The organism is Cellulomonas bogoriensis 69B4 = DSM 16987, from assembly GCF_000767165.1.
In the GTDB taxonomy this organism is placed as follows: domain Bacteria; phylum Actinomycetota; class Actinomycetes; order Actinomycetales; family Cellulomonadaceae; genus Actinotalea; species Actinotalea bogoriensis.
Genome location: NZ_AXCZ01000004.1, coordinates 13,595 through 29,769 on the forward strand (window position 1 = coordinate 13,595; position 16,175 = coordinate 29,769).

A 16,175-nucleotide genomic window follows, 5' to 3' on the forward strand; every position below is an offset into this window, starting at 1 on the left:
GGATGACGAGCACCGGTACGACCCTGACGTTGGCCGAACGCGTCCCGGCGGACCCGACGGACCCCGACGCCCTGTACGAGGCGTTCGTGGGATGGGCCGCGGACCAGGGCCTGGCCCTCTACCCCGCCCAGGACGAGGCGCTGCTGGAGCTGGTGACCGGGTCGCACGTGATCCTCTCCACACCCACGGGGTCAGGCAAGTCCCTGGTGGCCATGGCCGCCCACTTCGTCGCCCTGGCCCAGGGGCGACGCACCTACTACACCGCCCCCCTCAAGGCGCTGGTCAGCGAGAAGTTCTTCGACCTGGTGCGCGCGTTCGGCTCCCAGAACGTCGGGATGATGACGGGCGACTCGGCGGTCAACCCCACCGCACCGATCCTCTGCTGCACCGCCGAGATCCTCGCCAACGTCGCACTGCGCACCGGCGGCGGCGCGACCCACGAACCGGGCCGCCGTGACGACCCGGCCGTGCCCGGCGCGGACGCGGTGGGCCAGGTCGTCATGGACGAGTTCCACTTCTACGCCGACCCCCAGCGCGGGTGGGCGTGGCAGGTGCCGCTGCTCGAGCTGCCCCGCACCCAGTTCCTGCTGATGTCGGCCACGCTCGGCGAGGTCGACTTCTTCACCGAGGACCTGCGACGTCGCACCGGTCGTGAGGTCGCGGCCGTGACCAGCGCCGAACGACCTGTTCCGTTGACGTTCTCCTACGTGGTGGAGCCGCTGCACGAGGTGGTCGAGGAGCTCGTCCAGACCCGCAGGGCACCGGTCTACCTGGTGCACTTCACCCAGCGCGACGCCGTGGAACGCGCCCAGGCGCTGCTGTCCACGACCGTCGCGTCCCGGCAGCAGCGCGACGAGATCGCTGCCGAGCTGGGCTCCTTCGGCTTCGGCACCGGGTTCGGCAAGACCCTGTCCAAGCTCCTGCGCCACGGGGTGGGGGTGCACCACGCGGGGATGCTGCCCCGGTACCGCCGGCTGGTGGAACGCCTGACCCAGAAGGGCCTGCTGACCGTGGTGTGCGGGACGGACACCCTGGGTGTGGGCATCAACGTGCCGATCCGGACGGTGGTGATGACGTCCCTGGTCAAGTACGACGGGGTGCGCATGCGGCACCTGACGGCCCGGGAGTTCCACCAGATCGCCGGCCGCGCCGGACGCGCCGGGTACGACACCCTGGGCGAGGTGCTCGTGATGGCCCCGGACCACGTGATCGAGAACCGCAAGCTGCTCGCACGGGCGGGTGACGACCCCAAGAAGCTCAAGAAGATCGTCCGGAAGAAGGCCCCCTCGGGTGCCGTCAACTGGACCGACAAGACCTTCGAACGGTTGCGCGACGCCGCCCCCGAGCCGCTGACGTCGAGCTTCGCCGTCACGCACGCCATGGTGCTCAACGTCCTGGCCCGCCAGGACACGGACCCGGTCGCGGCCATGACCCGGTTGCTGACAGACAACCACGAGCCCGACGCCGCGCGCAGCCTGCACCTGAGGCAGGCGGTCCGCATCTACCGGTCGTTGCGCACCGCCGGGGTCGTGGAGCGGGTGCGCAGGCCGGACGGCGCGGGGTGGACGGTCCGCACCACCGTGGACGTCCCGCAGGACTTCGCGCTCAACCAGCCGCTCTCGCCGTTCGCGTACGCGGCCCTGGAGGTGCTGGACCGCGAGGCACCGTCCTACGCCCTGGACGTCGTCTCGGTGGTCGAGTCCACGCTCGACGACCCCCGCCAGGTGCTCGTGGCCCAGGAGAAGCGGGCACGCGGCGAGGCGATCGGGGCGATGAAGGCCGAGGGCTACGACTACGACGAACGCATGGCCGCGATCGAGGACATCACCTACCCGCGGCCGCTGGCCGAGCTGCTGGACGCCACGTTCACGATCTACCGCCGCGCGAACCCGTGGGTCGCCGACCACGTGCTCTCCCCCAAGTCCGTCGTACGGGACATGGTCGAGCACGCGATGACCTTCACCGAGTACGTGTCCACCTACGGCCTCGAGCGCACCGAGGGCTTGCTGCTGCGGTACCTGGCCGACGCCTACCGGTCGTTGCGCCAGACGGTCACGCCCGAGTGGCGCAACGAGGAGCTGGAGGACCTCCTGGAGTGGTTGGGCGAGCTGGTGCGCGGCACCGACTCCAGCCTGCTCGACGAGTGGGAACGCCTCTCGGACCCTGATGCGGTGGCCACCGCGAGCACCGGGGACGGGGACCTGGGCGAACGCCCTCCTGTCGCGATCACCGCCAACCGGCGCGCGTTCAAGGTCCTGGTCCGCAACGCGCTGTTCCGGCGGGTCGAGCTCGCCGCCCGGGAACGCTGGGGCGCGCTGGGCGCCCTGAAGGACGTGGACGCGGACGGCGCGGCGTGGGACACCGACCGGTGGCACGCCGCCCTGGACCCGTACTTCGACGAGCACGAGGAGATGGGCCTGGGGCCCGACGCACGCGGACCCGGCCTGCACCAGGTGACCGAACGGACCGGCCCCGCCGGGGAGGTCTGGGAGGTCCGGCAGGTCCTGGACGACCCCGCCGGGGACCGCGACTGGCGGATCGACGCGGTCGTGGACCTGACCGCGAGCGCCGAGCGCGGCGAGGTGGTGCTCCGGGTGACCGCAGCAGGGAGGTTGTGAGGTGGCCAGACGGTCGCGGACCGTCGGGACCCCGGCGCTGGTGGCCCTCGAGCGCGCCGGTGTCCCGCACACGGTGCACACCTACGCCCACGACGCCCGCAACGACGTGGGCTACGGCCTCGAGGCCGCGCAGGCGCTCGGCCTGCCGGCCGACCACGTCCTCAAGACGCTGATGGCCGTGGTCGACGGCGCCCTCGTGGTGGCCGTGGTGCCGGTGACGGCGACGGTCGACCTCAAGGCGCTCGCGGCGGCCGTGGGCGGTAAACGGGCGGCGATGGCCGACAAGGCCGTCGCGGAGCGGGCGACGGGGTACGTCGTGGGTGGGATCTCGCCCCTCGGGCAGAGGAACCCGCACCCCACGGTCATCGACGAGGGCGTGCGTGACGTGGACCCGGTGTACGTGTCCGGTGGACGACGGGGGCTGGACGTCGGGTTGTCCGCGGGAGACCTGGCTGCCTTGACGGGAGCGAGGTTCGGGCCCCTCGCCCGGAGGTGACTGGCGTCAGCGCCCGTACCCGGCGAAGGGCCGGTCGGTGCTGACGATCTGCTTGCCCAGGGGCAGCAGGGACACGGGGATCAGCTTGATGTTCGCGATCCCCATGGGGATCCCGATGATCGACACGAACAGCGGGATGGCGGTCACCACGTGGCCGATCGCGAGCCAGATGCCGGCGACGACCACCCAGATGATGTTCCCGATCGTGGACAGGGCGCCGGCGGTGGGGCGGTCCACGACGGTGCGCCCGAACGGCCACAGGACGTAGGCGGCGATCCTGAAGGACGCGATCCCGAACGGGATGGTGACGATCAGCACGAAGCACAGCAGCCCGGCGAGGGCGTAGCCGACGGCGAGCCAGAAGCCGGCGAACACGAGCCAGATGAGGTTCAGGAGGGTCTTCACGGCACCACTGTGCACCCTGCGGGCCCCCATAGGGTTGCCCTGTGCACGAGGAGCCCGGTAACCGCGCCCTGACCCGCCTGGCGGAGGTCCGTGCCCGTGTCGACGCCGCGGCGAGGGGCGCCGGACGCGACCCCGCTGAGGTGCGGGTGATGCTCGCGACGAAGACGCAGTCCGTTGCGGACGTGCAGCCGTTGGTGGCGGCGGGCGCGAGGTTGCTGGGTGAGAACCGGGTGCAGGAGCTGGTGGCCAAGGGCCCCGAGCTGACGGGCATGGGGGCTGAGGTGCACGTGATCGGGCACCTGCAGTCCAACAAGGTGAACGCCGCGCTGCGGTGGGCCGCGTGCGTGCAGAGCATCGACGCCCTGGACCTGGCGGAGCGGCTCTCGCGGCGCTGCGAGGCCGTGGGACGGGACCTGGACGTGATGGTCCAGGTGAACGTCTCCGGTGAGGCGAGCAAGTTCGGGGTGCCTCCTGCGGAGGCGGGCGGGCTGGCCGTCCGGGTGGCGGCCCTGCCGAGGCTCCGCCTGACGGGCTTCATGACGATCGGCGCGAGGTCCTCGGACCGTGCCGAGGTCCGCGCCGGGTTCGCCCGCCTGCGGGCCGTACGTGACGAGGTGCTCGGTGCCGGCGCTCCCGGGACCGCGGAGGCCCGAGAACTGTCGATGGGCATGAGCGGAGACCTCGAGGACGCCGTGGCGGAGGGGGCGACCATCGTGCGCGTCGGGACCGCGGTGTTCGGGGCGCGACCGGCTCCCTGAGCACAGCCCTGCGACACCATGCGGCGAGCGCGCTTGGCACGCCTGTCGGATGGCTGTCCCTTCCGCTGACCTTCGCCATCGCCCACGCCGTGCCGGCCATACGAGCGACGCACCGGGGTGCGGCCTGCTCGCGCTGGTGGCAGGTTCGAAGGTGCCCGGCCGACCCCACCGCGGTAGGATTGTTGAATGTTGAACCATCCCAGGAGGAACGCGTGAGCGAGCAGACCACAGACACCGGGCAGACCGACTCCGAGCACCCCGAGCACAGCGAGGGCGGGCGCTACACGAGCAAGGGCAAGGAGTTCACCCGGGACACCCGCTACATCAGCACCCGGATCACGCGGGACGGCCGTGACGGATTCGCCGTCGAGGCGGGCCGGTACCGTCTGGTCGCCGCCCGGGCGTGCCCGTGGGCCAACCGGACCCTGATCGTCCGCCGCCTGCTGGGCCTGGAGGACGCCCTGTCCGTCGGGATGCCCGGGCCCACGCACGACGCCCGCTCGTGGACGTTCGACCTGGACCCCGACGGCAAGGACCCCGTCCTGGGCATCGAGCGCCTCCAGGACGCCTACCTGGCCCGGGACCCGGAGTACCCGCGCGGGATCACCGTCCCGGCAATCGTGGACACCACGACCGGTGCGGTCGTCACCAACGACTACGCCCAGATCACCCTGGACATGTCGAGCGAGTGGGTGGACCACCACCGCGAGGGCGCACCCGACCTGTACCCCGAGCACCTGCGCGCCGAGATCGACGAGGTCAACGACCGCGTCTTCCGCGACGTCAACAACGGGGTCTACAAGTGCGGTTTCGCCGGGTCCCAGCGCGCCTACGACGCCTCGTACGCGCGCCTGTGGAACGCCCTGGACTGGCTCGAGGACCGCCTCGCCGGGCAGCGGTACCTGGTGGGCGACTCGATCACCGAGGCCGACGTCCGGCTCTTCACGACCCTCGCCCGGTTCGACGCCGTCTACCACGGCCACTTCAAGTGCAACCGCAACAAGCTCAGCGAGATGCCCGCGCTGTGGGGCTACGCCCGGGACCTGTTCCAGACCCCCGGGTTCGGCGACACGATCGACTTCGCGCAGATCAAGGAGCACTACTACGTGGTGCACACGGACATCAACCCCACGCAGATCATCCCCCAGGGGCCCGACCTGAGCGGGTGGCTGACGGCGCACGGTCGCGACCAGCTCGGGGGCCGCCCCTTCGGCGCCGGCACCGCGCCAGGCCCTGTCCGGGACGACGAGAAGGTCTCCGTCGGCCACTCTCCCCTCACCTGACCACCGGGTCGTGGTGCGGACCCCGGACTGCCCGGGTCCGCACCACGCTCACGACCGGTTCTCGACCCCCGCGTGCAGCAGGCCGTACACGATCGCGTCGACCAGCGCCTCCCACGAGGCCTCGACCACGTTCGGGCCCACGCCCACGGTGCTCCAGGTCGTCTCCGCCCCGGTGTCCATCGTCTCGACCAGAACCCGCGTGACCGCGTCCGTGCCGTGCTGGGTGTCGAGCAGCCGGACCTTGAAGTCGATCAGCTCGAACCGCTCGACCTCGGGGTACGTGGGCAGCAGCGCCTCACGCAGCGCGTGGTCCAGCGCGTTGACCGGGCCGTTGCCCTCACCGGTCGACAGCACCCGGCGACCGCCCACGTGGAGCTTGACGGTGCCCTCGGCACGCGCGTCCGTGGGGTCACCGGCGGCTGTCTCGACGATGACCCGCCAGCTCTCGGCGCGGAAGAACGCCAGACGCTCACCGTCGAGCTCCTCACGCAGCAGCAGCTCGAACGAGGCGTCGGCGGCGTCGTAGGTGTAGCCCTGCGCCTCGGCGTCCTTGACCCGGTTGGTCACCCTGGTCAGGAGCTCGCCCCGACCGGCGAGGTCGAACCCCAGCTCACGCCCCTTGAGCTCGATCGACGCCCGCCCGGCCATGTCCGAGACCAGCATCCGCATGTCGTTGCCCACGGCCCTGGGGTCGGTGTGCTGGTACAGGTCCGGGTCGACCTTGATGGCGCTGGCGTGCAGGCCTGCCTTGTGGGCGAAGGCGCTGGCACCGACGTACGGCTGGCGTGCGAACGGGGCGATGTTCGTGACCTCGCTGATCGCGTGGGCGATGCGGGTCACCTCCCGCAGACCGCTGTCGGCGAGCAGGCGCCGGCCTTCCTTGAGCTCGAGGTTCGCCACCACCGTGAGCAGGTCGGCGTTGCCGGTGCGCTCGCCGTAGCCGTTGACCGTGCCCTGGACGTGCACCGCACCCGCAGACACCGCCGCCAGGGTGTTGGCCACCGCGCACCCGGTGTCGTTGTGGGCGTGCATGCCCAGCCGGCCGTCGACACGGTCACCGACGGCGGTGACGATCTGGTGCACCCACTCGGGCAGCATGCCCCCGTTGGTGTCGCACAGGCACACGCACTCGGCCCCGGCCTCGAAGCCGGCGACCACGGCCCGCACCGCGTAGTCGGGGTCGTACCGGTACCCGTCGAAGAAGTGCTCGGCGTCCACGATGACGCGCCGACCCTCGCCCACGAGGAATGCGACGCTCTCGGCGATCATGGCGAGGTTCTCCTCACCGGTGGTGCGGAGCGCGCGCTCGACGTGCCGGATGTCGTGCTTGGCGACCAGGGTCACCACGGGAGCCTCGGAGTCGAGCAGGGCCCGCACCTGCACGTCGTCGTGGACCCGGCTGCCGGCCTTGCGGGTCGCCCCGAACGCGGCGAGCTGGGCGTGCTTGAGGTCGAGCTCCTTGCCGGCGCGCTTGAAGAACTCGGTGTCCTTGGGGATGGCGCCGGGCCAACCGCCCTCGATGAACCCGACACCCAGCTCGTCGAGCAGGGGCGCGATCGCGAGCTTGTCGGCGACCGACAGGTTCATGCCCTCCTGCTGGGCGCCGTCGCGCAGCGTCGTGTCGTAGACGTCGAATGTCGTGCTCACCACAGCGGGCTCTCTCCGTTCGCGCCGACGTGGGGTCGGCGGGCGCCGGCGCAGGCCGGCAGGGCAGTTCGCGTGACCAGAGTCCGGCGGGTGCGGGTGGCACCGCCCGTGCGTGCCGGTGGGGGCAGGGTCGCTGCTCCGACCAACAAAAAGACCCCCCGGGTTCGGGAGGTCTGCGCGTCCGGTCTGGCGTCCGGACGCGCTACACGATGATGAGGGTGAGTTCGGTCACACGGGTAGTGTGCCACACGGCCCGGGGCGTGAGAAGCGACCCGGGCCGTGCGGCCCCTGCGATGCGTGCGGTTCACCCGACGTCGTGGCTCACCTGGGCGGGAGCAGCCGGTGCATCCACCCGTGGTGGTCCTGGGCGCGCCCGTACTGGATGTCGGTCAGCTGGGCCCGCACCGCCGCGGTGACGGGCCCGGTGCCGCCGTCGCCGACAGGCAGGTCGAAGTCGTCGCTGGCGAGCCTGCCGATCGGGGTGACCACGGCCGCCGTCCCGCACGCGAACACCTCGGCCACCGCGCCCGAGACAAGTCCGTCACGGACCTCCGCGAGCGTGATGCCGCGCTCGGTGACCTCACGACCCGCCTCGCGCAGCAGCGTCAGGACGGAGTCGCGGGTGACGCCCTCCAGGATCGACCCGGTCAGGGCCGGGGTGCTGACCGAGCCGTCGGCTGCGACGACGAACACGTTCATGCCACCCAGCTCCTCGAGCTCGGTGCCGGTCGCCGCGTCCAGGAAGCACACCTGGTCGCAGCCGTGGGCCTGGGCCTGCTGCTGGGGCAGGAGGCTGGCGGCGTAGTTGCCCCCGCACTTGGCGTACCCGGTGCCACCCGGCCCGGCACGGTGGAAGTCACGCACCACCCAGATCGACACGGGCTTGACCCCGCCGGGGAAGTACGGGCCCACCGGTGACGCGATCAGCACGTACTCGGCCTCCCGGGTGGGTCGCACCCCCAGGAACGTCTCGGAGGCGAACATGAAGGGCCGCAGGTACAGGCTCGTCTCGTCACCGCCGGGCACCCACGCGGAGTCGACGGCCACAAGCGTCTCGATCGAGGTGAGGAAGTCCTCGACCGGGAGCTGGGGCAGGGCCAGGCGGTGCGCGCTGGCGGCGAACCGCGTGGCGTTGGCCTCCGGCCGGAAGGTCCAGACCGACCCGTCGGCGTGCCGGTAGGCCTTGAGCCCCTCGAAGACCTCCTGCCCGTAGTGCAGGACGGCCGCCGCGGGGTCCAGGCTCAGCGGCCCGTACGGGACGACCCTGTGGTCGGCCCACCCCGCGCCGGCGGTCCAGGTGACCCGGGCCATGTGGTCGGTGAACACGGTCCCGAACGCGGGCGCGGCGACGAGGCGCTCACGTTCCTCGTCCGAGCGTGCGTCCGGGTTGGGGTGGTGGTGGAACGTGGTCGCGGTACTGGGTGGTGCGGTGGTGCTCATGTCCGTGGGTCCTTTCACCAGGCGGCGACCGACGTTGACGTCGGTCTGACGGTACCGGTGGTGACGGCCGACGGGATACGGGCGGCTCAGCCGGCGATGCGCGCGGCGAGGTCCGAACCCACCTCGGCCGTCGACCGTACTCGGTCCCCCCGCTCGGCGAGGTCCGCCGCGACAGCGGCCTCGACCTTGGCCGCGGCCTCGGTCAGCCCGAGGTGCTCCAGGAGCATGCTGACGCTCAGGACGGTGGCCGTGGGGTCGGCCTTGCCCTGCCCGGCGATGTCCGGCGCCGAGCCGTGCACAGGCTCGAACATCGACGGGCTGGTGCGGTCGGGGTTGATGTTCCCCGAGGCCGCGAGGCCGATGCCGCCGGTGATGGCGGCGGCCTGGTCGGTCAGGATGTCGCCGAACAGGTTGTCGGTGACGATGACGTCGAACCGCGACGGGTTGGTGGTCATGAAGATGGTGGCGGCGTCCACGTGCAGGTAGTCGGTGGTGACGTCGGGGAACTCGGCGTTGACGGCCTCGACGGTGCGTCGCCACAGGTGACCGGCGTGAACCAGCACGTTGTGCTTGTGCACGAGGGTCAGGTGCTTGCGCGGGCGGGCGGCGGCACGGGCGAACGCGTCACGGACCACGCGCTCGACACCGAAGGCCGTGTTCACGCTGACCTCGTTCGCGACCTCGTGGGGGGTGCCCACACGGATGGCACCGCCGTTGCCGACGTACGGGCCTTCGGTGCCTTCACGCACGACGACGAAGTCCACCTCGCCCGGGTCGGCGAGCGGGGACCGCACCCCGGGGAACAGGCGGGCCGGGCGCAGGTTGACGTAGTGGTCCAGCTCGAAGCGCAGACGCAGCAGCAGGCCCCGCTCGAGCACTCCCGAGGGAACGCCCGGGTCGCCGATGGCACCCAGCAGGATCGCGTCGTGCTCCCGCACGGTCGCGAGGTCCTGGTCGGTCAGGGTCTCGCCCGTGGCGTGCCAGCGGCGGGCACCGAGGTCCAGCTCGGTGGTGGTGATCTCCACCCCGGAGCCGGCGACGGCGGTCTCCAGGGCCCGCAGACCCTGCTCGACGACCTCGGTCCCGATGCCGTCTCCGGCGACGACGGCCAGCTTCACGTTGCGCGACATGCTCAGGATGGTACTGCGCGTCCCAGCAGGCGGGACCGCCATCTTGACCTCTGGACACCCGGGAGATCCGTGGCCGTCAGCGCTCTCAGGGGTACAGCACCTCGAAGCGTTCGAGCACCATGACGGGGTCGGCGTCCGGCGACTCGCCGGGCGCCCCGGCGGCGCGCAGCTGGTCCTGCTGGGCCTCGCGCCAGGCGTCGACGGAGCTCTCGCCCTCACGCCGTGCGTGCTCCTCGTCCACCTGGGAGAAGTGGACCGAACGGACCTCCGTGGTCCGGATCAACGCCCGGGGGTTCCCCTTCCCGTCGAGCACGATCGAGAGGTCGTCCACCTCAGGGGCGCGCTCGTCGACGCCCTCGAGCGCAGCGAGGGGTGTCGAGACCGCGGTCCGCTCCCCCGCCAGGACGGCGTCGACCGCGGCGTCGGCGGCTTCGGGCTCGTCACCGAACGCCCATGCCGCCGGCGGGACGACGGCCAGGGCGTCCGTGCCCAGGTAGACCGACAGCACCCCCACGCCGGAGTTCTTGCGGGCCAGCTCCCAGAACCTCAGGATCTCCTGCTCGTCAGCAGCGTGCTCCTCGGCCCCTGTCACACTCGCGTCGCTCATCCGCTCATCCTCGCAGGTCTGCACCCTGGCACGAAGGTCGACTCCCCCGGGAGATCTCGTGTCGGCACGCGCCACGAGGGCCCGTGCACCTCGTGCACGGGCCCTCCTGGTCGTCGCTCACGGGTGTGAGCGGTTGCTGCCGGTCAGCGCGCGGCGCTGCCCTCGACGTAGTCGGAGTCCGACGGCTTGATCCACGAGAACATCTTGCGCAGCTCGCGGCCCGTCGCCTCGATCGGGTGCTGCTCGCCCTTGGCGCGCAGCTCGGCGAACTCGGTGCCACCGGCGTCCTGGTCGTCGATGAACCGCTTGGCGAACGCGCCGTTCTGGATGTCCCCGAGAACCGCCTTCATGTTCTCCTTCACCTCAGGGGAGATGACGCGCGGGCCCGACACGTAGTCGCCGTACTCGGCGGTGTCGGAGACGCTCCACCGCTGCTTCGCGATGCCGCCCTCGACCATGAGGTCCACGATGAGCTTCAGCTCGTGCAGCACCTCGAAGTACGCGACCTCCGGCTGGTAGCCGGCCTCGGTCAGGACCTCGAAGCCGTACTGGACCAGCTGGGACGCGCCACCGCACAGGACGGCCTGCTCGCCGAACAGGTCCGTCTCGGTCTCCTCGGTGAAGGTCGTCTTGATGCCACCGGCACGCAGGCCACCGATCGCCCGGGCGTACGACTTGGCCAGGTCCCACGCCTTGCCCGACGCGTCCTGCTCGACAGCCACGATCACGGGCACGCCACGGCCGGCCTCGTACTCGCGGCGCACCAGGTGCCCGGGGCCCTTGGGGGCGACCATGACGACGTCCACGCCCTGCTCGGGCTTGATGTAGCCGAAGCGGATGTTGAAGCCGTGGCCGAACACCAACGTCGCGCCCTCACGCAGGTTCGGGGCGATCTCGTCCCGGTACACGTGCCGCTGCACCTGGTCCGGGGCGAGGATGACGACCACGTCGGCCTCGCGGACCGCGTCGGCGACGGTCGCGACGGCCAGGCCCTGCTCCTCGGCCTTGGCGCGCGAGGCGCTGCCTTCACGCAGGCCCACGCGCACGTCGACGCCCGAGTCGCGCAGGTTGAGCGCGTGCGCGTGCCCCTGGCTGCCGTAGCCGATGACGGCGACCTTGCGGCCGGCGATGATGGACAGGTCGGCGTCGTCGTCGTAGAACAGCTCAGCCACTTGGGTGTCTCCTTGGTTCGTCGGTGATGAAGAGGACTTGGTCGGGCTCACGCCCGGGGGTCAGGCGGAGCGGCTCACACGCTCGAGCGCGCGGTCGGTGATGGACCGCCCGCCACGGCCGATCGCGACCGTGCCGGACTGGACGATCTCACGGATGCCGAACGGCTCGAGCGCGGCGAGCAGCGCGTCCAGCTTGCCCGGACCGCCCGTCGCCTCGATCGTCACGGCCTCGGGCACGACGTCGACGACCCGCGCCCGGAACAGCTCGACGACCTCCAGCACGTGGGACCGGATCGACAGGTCCGCACGGACCTTGACCAGCAGCAGCTCGCGCTGCACGGACGCATCCGGCTCGAGCTCGACGATCTTGATGACGTTGATGAGCTTGTTCAGCTGCTTGGTCACCTGCTCCAGCGGCAGCTCGTCCACGTCCACGACCACGGTGATCCGGGAGATCTCCGGGTGCTCGGTGGGGCCGACCGCCAACGAGTGGATGTTGAACGAGCGCCGGGCGAAGAGGCCCGCGACCCGTGTCAGGACGCCCGGCTTGTTCTCGACGAGGACCGACAGCGTGTGCCTGCTCATGCTGCTCCTTCTTCCGTGGTCGACGCCGCGCGCCCGTCGGCGGCGATGGGGCCCGTCTCGGTCGTCACTGCTGCTCCTCACGGTCCCAGGCAGGGCTGATGCCGCGGGCGTACTGGATCTCGTCGTTGCTGACCCCGGCAGCGACCATCGGCCACACCATCGCGTCGCGGGAGACCGTGAAGTCCACCACGACCGGCTGGTCGTCGATCTCCATGGCCCGCTTGATCGTGGCGTCCACGTCGGCCGTCGTCTCGCAGCGCAGGCCCACGCACCCATAGGCGTCCGCGAGCTTCACGAAGTCCGGGATGCGACGCGTGCCGTGCCCGGTGTGCAGGTCGGTGTTGGAGTACCGGGACTCGTAGAACAGGGTCTGCCACTGCCGGACCATGCCCAGGGACGAGTTGTTGATCACCGCCACCTTGATCGGGATGTCGTTGATCGCACAGGTCGCGAGCTCCTGGTTGGTCATCTGGAAGCAGCCGTCGCCGTCGATCGCCCACACCGTGCGCGACGGGTCGCCCACCTTCGCGCCCATCGCAGCGGGCACCGAGTACCCCATGGTGCCGAGTCCCCCGGAGTTCAGCCAGGCGTTCGGGCGCTCGTACCGGATGAACTGCGCGGCCCACATCTGGTGCTGGCCCACACCCGAGGCGTACACGGCCTCCGGACCCGCGAGCTCCCCGAGACGCTGGATGACGTGCTGGGGCGCCAGGTGGCCGTCGTCGGGCTCGGTGAAGCCCAGCGGGAACGTCTCGCGCCAGTCGTCGATCTGACGCCACCAGCCCTCGAGGTCGGGCTTGCCGTGCTGGGCGTGCTCGCGCTCCAGCTCGGGGAGCAGGTCGCCGATGACCTCCTTGAGGTCACCCACGATCGGCACGTCGACGCGGCGGTTCTTGCCGATCTCGGCCGGGTCGATGTCGGCGTGGACCACGGTCGCGTGCGGCGCGAACGACGACAGCTTGCCGGTCACCCGGTCGTCGAACCGGGCCCCGAGCGCCACGATCAGGTCGGCCTTCTGCAGGGCGGCGACGGCCGGGACCGTACCGTGCATGCCCGGCATGCCCAGGTGCTGCGGGTGGGAGTCGGGCAGCGCGCCCCTCGCCATCAGCGTGGTCACCGCCGGCGCACCGGAGGCGTCCACGAGGCGGCGCAGCTCGGCCGACGCCCCCGAGCGGATCGCCCCACCGCCCACGTACAGGACGGGCCGTCGGGCGGTGGCGAGCAGACGCGCCGCCTCACGGATCTGCTTCGCGTGCGGCTTGACCACCGGGTGGTAGCCGGGCAGGTCCATCTCCGTGGGCCAGCGGAACGTCGTGGCGGCCTGCATCGCGGTCTTGGCGATGTCCACCAGCACGGGACCGGGGCGACCCGTCCGGGCGATGTGGAACGCCTGCGCGATGGCCCGCGGGATCTCCGCGGGGTCCGTCACCAGGAAGTTGTGCTTGGTGATCGGAAGCGTGATGCCGACGATGTCGGCCTCCTGGAACGCGTCCGTGCCGATCATCGGTGCACCCACCTGGCCGGTGATCGCCACCATCGGCACCGAGTCCATGTTGGCGTCGGCGATGGGCGTCACCAGGTTGGTGGCGCCCGGCCCCGACGTCGCCATGCACACCCCGACCTTGCCGCTGGTGTACGCGTACCCCGACGCCGCGTGCCCCGCCCCCTGCTCGTGCCGCACGAGGATGTGCCGGAGCTTCGTGGAGTCCATCAGCGGGTCGTACGTCGGCAGGATCGCACCGCCGGGGATGCCGAAGACGTGCTCGACACCGGCCGACTCCAGGGACCGGACGATCGACTGGGCACCCGTCATCTGCTCACCCTGGCCCGAGACGACCGGCCGGACGACGTCCGCCGGAGTCACGGCCGTGGGCCTGGGTGCGGTGCGGTCGTTCGACGCGCGACCGGTCGTCGCCGGTGGCGTCGGGTGGGGCCCCTGGACCATCGTTGCTCTCCTGTGGCTCGGCGGGGGTGGTGCTGGCACAAAAAAACCCCTCGGCCCGAAGGCTGTGCGAGGGGTGGCGCGCGGACGAGACCTGGGCTGGTACCGAACGGCGCCTAGGTAACTACTACGAGGATCGTCTGCACGTACGCGAGCCTACGCCCCCGTGGGCACCTTGTCACGCACCAGACGATGCGTCTCACCTGGTGGATTACGGGTCCACCAGGTGAGAGGCCGGCGCGGCGCGGTGCGCTCGCGCCGGCCTCTCCTGTCAGGTCAGGACAGCGCCGGTGCTGGCCGACTGCACGAGCTTGGCGTACTTGGCGAGGACGCCCCGGGTGTAGCGCGGGGCGAGGGGCTCCCAACCGACCCGCCGCGAAGCGAGCTCGGACTCGTCGACGAGCAGGTCGAGGGTGCCGTTGGCGACGTCGAGCCGGATCCGGTCCCCGTCCCGGACGAACGCGATGGGACCGGCATCCACGGCCTCGGGGGCGACGTGCCCCACGCACAAGCCCGTGGTCCCGCCGGAGAAGCGCCCGTCGGTGAGGAGCAGGACGTCCTTGCCGAGCCCGGCGCCCTTGATGGCACCGGTGATGGCCAGCATCTCACGCATGCCCGGCCCGCCCTTGGGGCCTTCGTACCGGATGACGACGACGTCCCCCGCACGGATGGTGCCGTCCTCCAGGGCGTCGAGGGCGGCACGCTCACGCTCGAACACGCGCGCGGTGCCCTCGAAGACGTCGGCGTCGAAGCCGGCGCTCTTGACGACCGCACCCTCGGGTGCCAGCGAACCGCTGAGGATGGTGATGCCACCGGTGCGGTGGATGGGGTTGTCCAGTGCCCGCAGGATCTTCCCGTCCGGGTCGGGGGGCGCGACGTCCGCGAGGTTCTCGGCGACGGTCCTGCCGGTCACGGTCAGGCAGTCGCCGTGCAGGAGCCCGGCGTCGAGGAGAGCCTTCATGACCACGGGCACTCCCCCGATGCGGTCGACGTCGTTCATGACGTAGCGACCGAACGGCTTGAGGTCGCCCAGGTGCGGCACCTTCGCGGCGACGCGCGAGAAGTCGTCGAGGGTGAGCTCGACCTCGGCCTCGTGGGCGATGGCAAGCAGGTGCAGAACCGCGTTGGTCGACCCGCCGAAGGCCATGACGACGGCGATCGCGTTCTCGAACGCCTCGCGGGTCATGATCTGCCGTGCGGTGATCCCACGACGCAGCATCTCGACCACGGCCTCACCGGAGCGGACGGCGAACGAGTCCCGCCGCCGGTCGGCCGAGGGCGGGGCCGCGGAACCCGGCAGGGACATGCCCATCGCCTCGGCGACGGACGCCATGGTGTTGGCCGTGTACATGCCTCCGCACGCCCCCTCGCCGGGGCAGATGGCCCGTTCGATGCGGTCGACGTCCTCGCGGCTCATGAGGCCGCGTGAGCAGGCGCCGACGGCCTCGAACGCGTCGATGATGGTGACCTCCTTCTCGGTCCCGTCGGAGAGCGTGACGAAACCGGGGGCGATGGACCCCGCGTAGAGGAACACCGAGGCCAGGTCCAGACGCGCAGCGGCCATGAGCATGCCGGGCAGCGACTTGTCGCACCCTGCGAGCAGGACCGAGCCGTCGAGCCGCTCGGCCTGCATGACGGTCTCGACGCTGTCGGCGATGATGTCGCGGGAGACGAGCGAGAAGTGCATCCCCTCGTGGCCCATGGAGATCCCGTCGGAGACGGAGATCGTCCCGAACTCCAACGGGTACCCCCCGCCGGCGTGCACCCCGTTCTTGACTGCCTTGGCGAGGCGGTCGAGGGACAGGTTGCACGGGGTGATCTCGTTCCAGGAGCTCGCCACACCGATCTGGGGCTTGGCGAAGTCCTCGTCGCCGAGGCCGACGGCGCGGAGCATGCCTCGGGCGGCGGTGCTCTCGAGCCCGTCGGTGACCTGGCGGCTGCGGGGCTTGATGTCGACGGTGCCGTCGGGACGCGACGGGCTCGCGGTGCTCATGGCCTGAGTCTAGGTCTCGGCGCAGGCACGGGCGGCGCCGGGTCGTAGTGCGGACGTTACTGACGTCCGCACCACGCACAGGCCCAGGCACGGGGACGA

The 16,175-nt window shown here is 71.1% G+C and carries 13 protein-coding genes; 4 read left to right on the top strand and 9 right to left on the bottom strand.

Translation table 11 applies throughout. The annotated features are described in order from the left end of the window. Positions 1–2: 2 nt before the first annotated feature. On the top strand, positions 3–2,618 hold the full coding sequence (locus tag N869_RS00990; protein ID WP_035056589.1) for a DEAD/DEAH box helicase: 2,616 nt from the start codon (positions 3–5) through the stop codon (positions 2,616–2,618). A 1-nt stretch (position 2,619) separates the two neighbouring features. Further along, positions 2,620–3,114, top strand: coding sequence for a Cys-tRNA(Pro) deacylase (ybaK, locus tag N869_RS00995; protein ID WP_035056592.1), 495 nt, complete (start codon positions 2,620–2,622; stop codon positions 3,112–3,114). A gap of 6 nt (positions 3,115–3,120) precedes the next feature. Here ybaK and N869_RS01000 read toward each other — a convergent pair whose 3' ends face one another. Continuing rightward, positions 3,121–3,519, bottom strand: coding sequence for a YccF domain-containing protein (locus N869_RS01000; RefSeq protein ID WP_035056595.1), 399 nt, complete (start codon positions 3,517–3,519; stop codon positions 3,121–3,123). A 41-nt stretch (positions 3,520–3,560) separates the two neighbouring features. Between N869_RS01000 and N869_RS01005 the strand changes: the two genes are divergently transcribed. Together N869_RS01005 and N869_RS01010 are read left to right on the top strand one after the other, a co-directional pair. Beyond that, entirely contained in the window at positions 3,561–4,277 is a 717-nt protein-coding gene (locus tag N869_RS01005) for a YggS family pyridoxal phosphate-dependent enzyme (RefSeq protein ID WP_035056598.1), read from the top strand. Positions 4,278–4,489: 212 nt separating this feature from the next. Beyond that, the gene (locus N869_RS01010; RefSeq protein ID WP_035056601.1) at positions 4,490–5,560 is read left to right on the top strand and encodes a glutathione S-transferase family protein; all 1,071 of its coding nucleotides are present in this window, start codon (positions 4,490–4,492) and stop codon (positions 5,558–5,560) included. A 48-nt stretch (positions 5,561–5,608) separates the two neighbouring features. On the opposite strand, the gene cimA is transcribed toward N869_RS01010, so the two are convergent. The 8 genes from cimA to ilvD all read right to left on the bottom strand — a co-directional run bounded on the left by cimA (position 5,609) and on the right by ilvD (position 16,076). Continuing rightward, positions 5,609–7,207 carry a citramalate synthase gene (cimA, locus tag N869_RS01015; protein ID WP_408606333.1) on the bottom strand — a complete coding sequence of 533 codons (1,599 nt, stop codon included), beginning with the start codon at positions 7,205–7,207 and terminating at the stop codon, positions 5,609–5,611. 321 nt (positions 7,208–7,528) lie between these two features. After that, positions 7,529–8,647 (bottom strand): branched-chain amino acid aminotransferase, encoded by a 1,119-nt coding sequence (locus tag N869_RS01020; protein ID WP_035056606.1) that lies wholly within the window; start codon positions 8,645–8,647, stop codon positions 7,529–7,531. An 86-nt stretch (positions 8,648–8,733) separates the two neighbouring features. Beyond that, the gene (locus N869_RS01025) at positions 8,734–9,777 is read right to left on the bottom strand and encodes a 3-isopropylmalate dehydrogenase (RefSeq protein ID WP_035056609.1); all 1,044 of its coding nucleotides are present in this window, start codon (positions 9,775–9,777) and stop codon (positions 8,734–8,736) included. A gap of 85 nt (positions 9,778–9,862) precedes the next feature. Continuing rightward, the gene (locus N869_RS01030; protein WP_035056612.1) at positions 9,863–10,384 is read right to left on the bottom strand and encodes an ASCH domain-containing protein; all 522 of its coding nucleotides are present in this window, start codon (positions 10,382–10,384) and stop codon (positions 9,863–9,865) included. A 143-nt stretch (positions 10,385–10,527) separates the two neighbouring features. Next, positions 10,528–11,556 (bottom strand): ketol-acid reductoisomerase, encoded by a 1,029-nt coding sequence (gene ilvC / locus N869_RS01035; protein WP_035056615.1) that lies wholly within the window; start codon positions 11,554–11,556, stop codon positions 10,528–10,530. Between the two features lie 60 nt (positions 11,557–11,616). Beyond that, positions 11,617–12,141 carry an acetolactate synthase small subunit gene (gene ilvN, locus N869_RS01040; RefSeq protein WP_035056618.1) on the bottom strand — a complete coding sequence of 175 codons (525 nt, stop codon included), beginning with the start codon at positions 12,139–12,141 and terminating at the stop codon, positions 11,617–11,619. Between the two features lie 64 nt (positions 12,142–12,205). Beyond that, positions 12,206–14,086 carry an acetolactate synthase large subunit gene (locus tag N869_RS01045; protein WP_035056621.1) on the bottom strand — a complete coding sequence of 627 codons (1,881 nt, stop codon included), beginning with the start codon at positions 14,084–14,086 and terminating at the stop codon, positions 12,206–12,208. Between the two features lie 268 nt (positions 14,087–14,354). Further along, positions 14,355–16,076, bottom strand: a complete 1,722-nt coding sequence (ilvD, locus tag N869_RS01050; protein WP_035056624.1) for a dihydroxy-acid dehydratase — start codon at positions 16,074–16,076, stop codon at positions 14,355–14,357. Between the last annotated feature and the right edge of the window lie 99 nt (positions 16,077–16,175).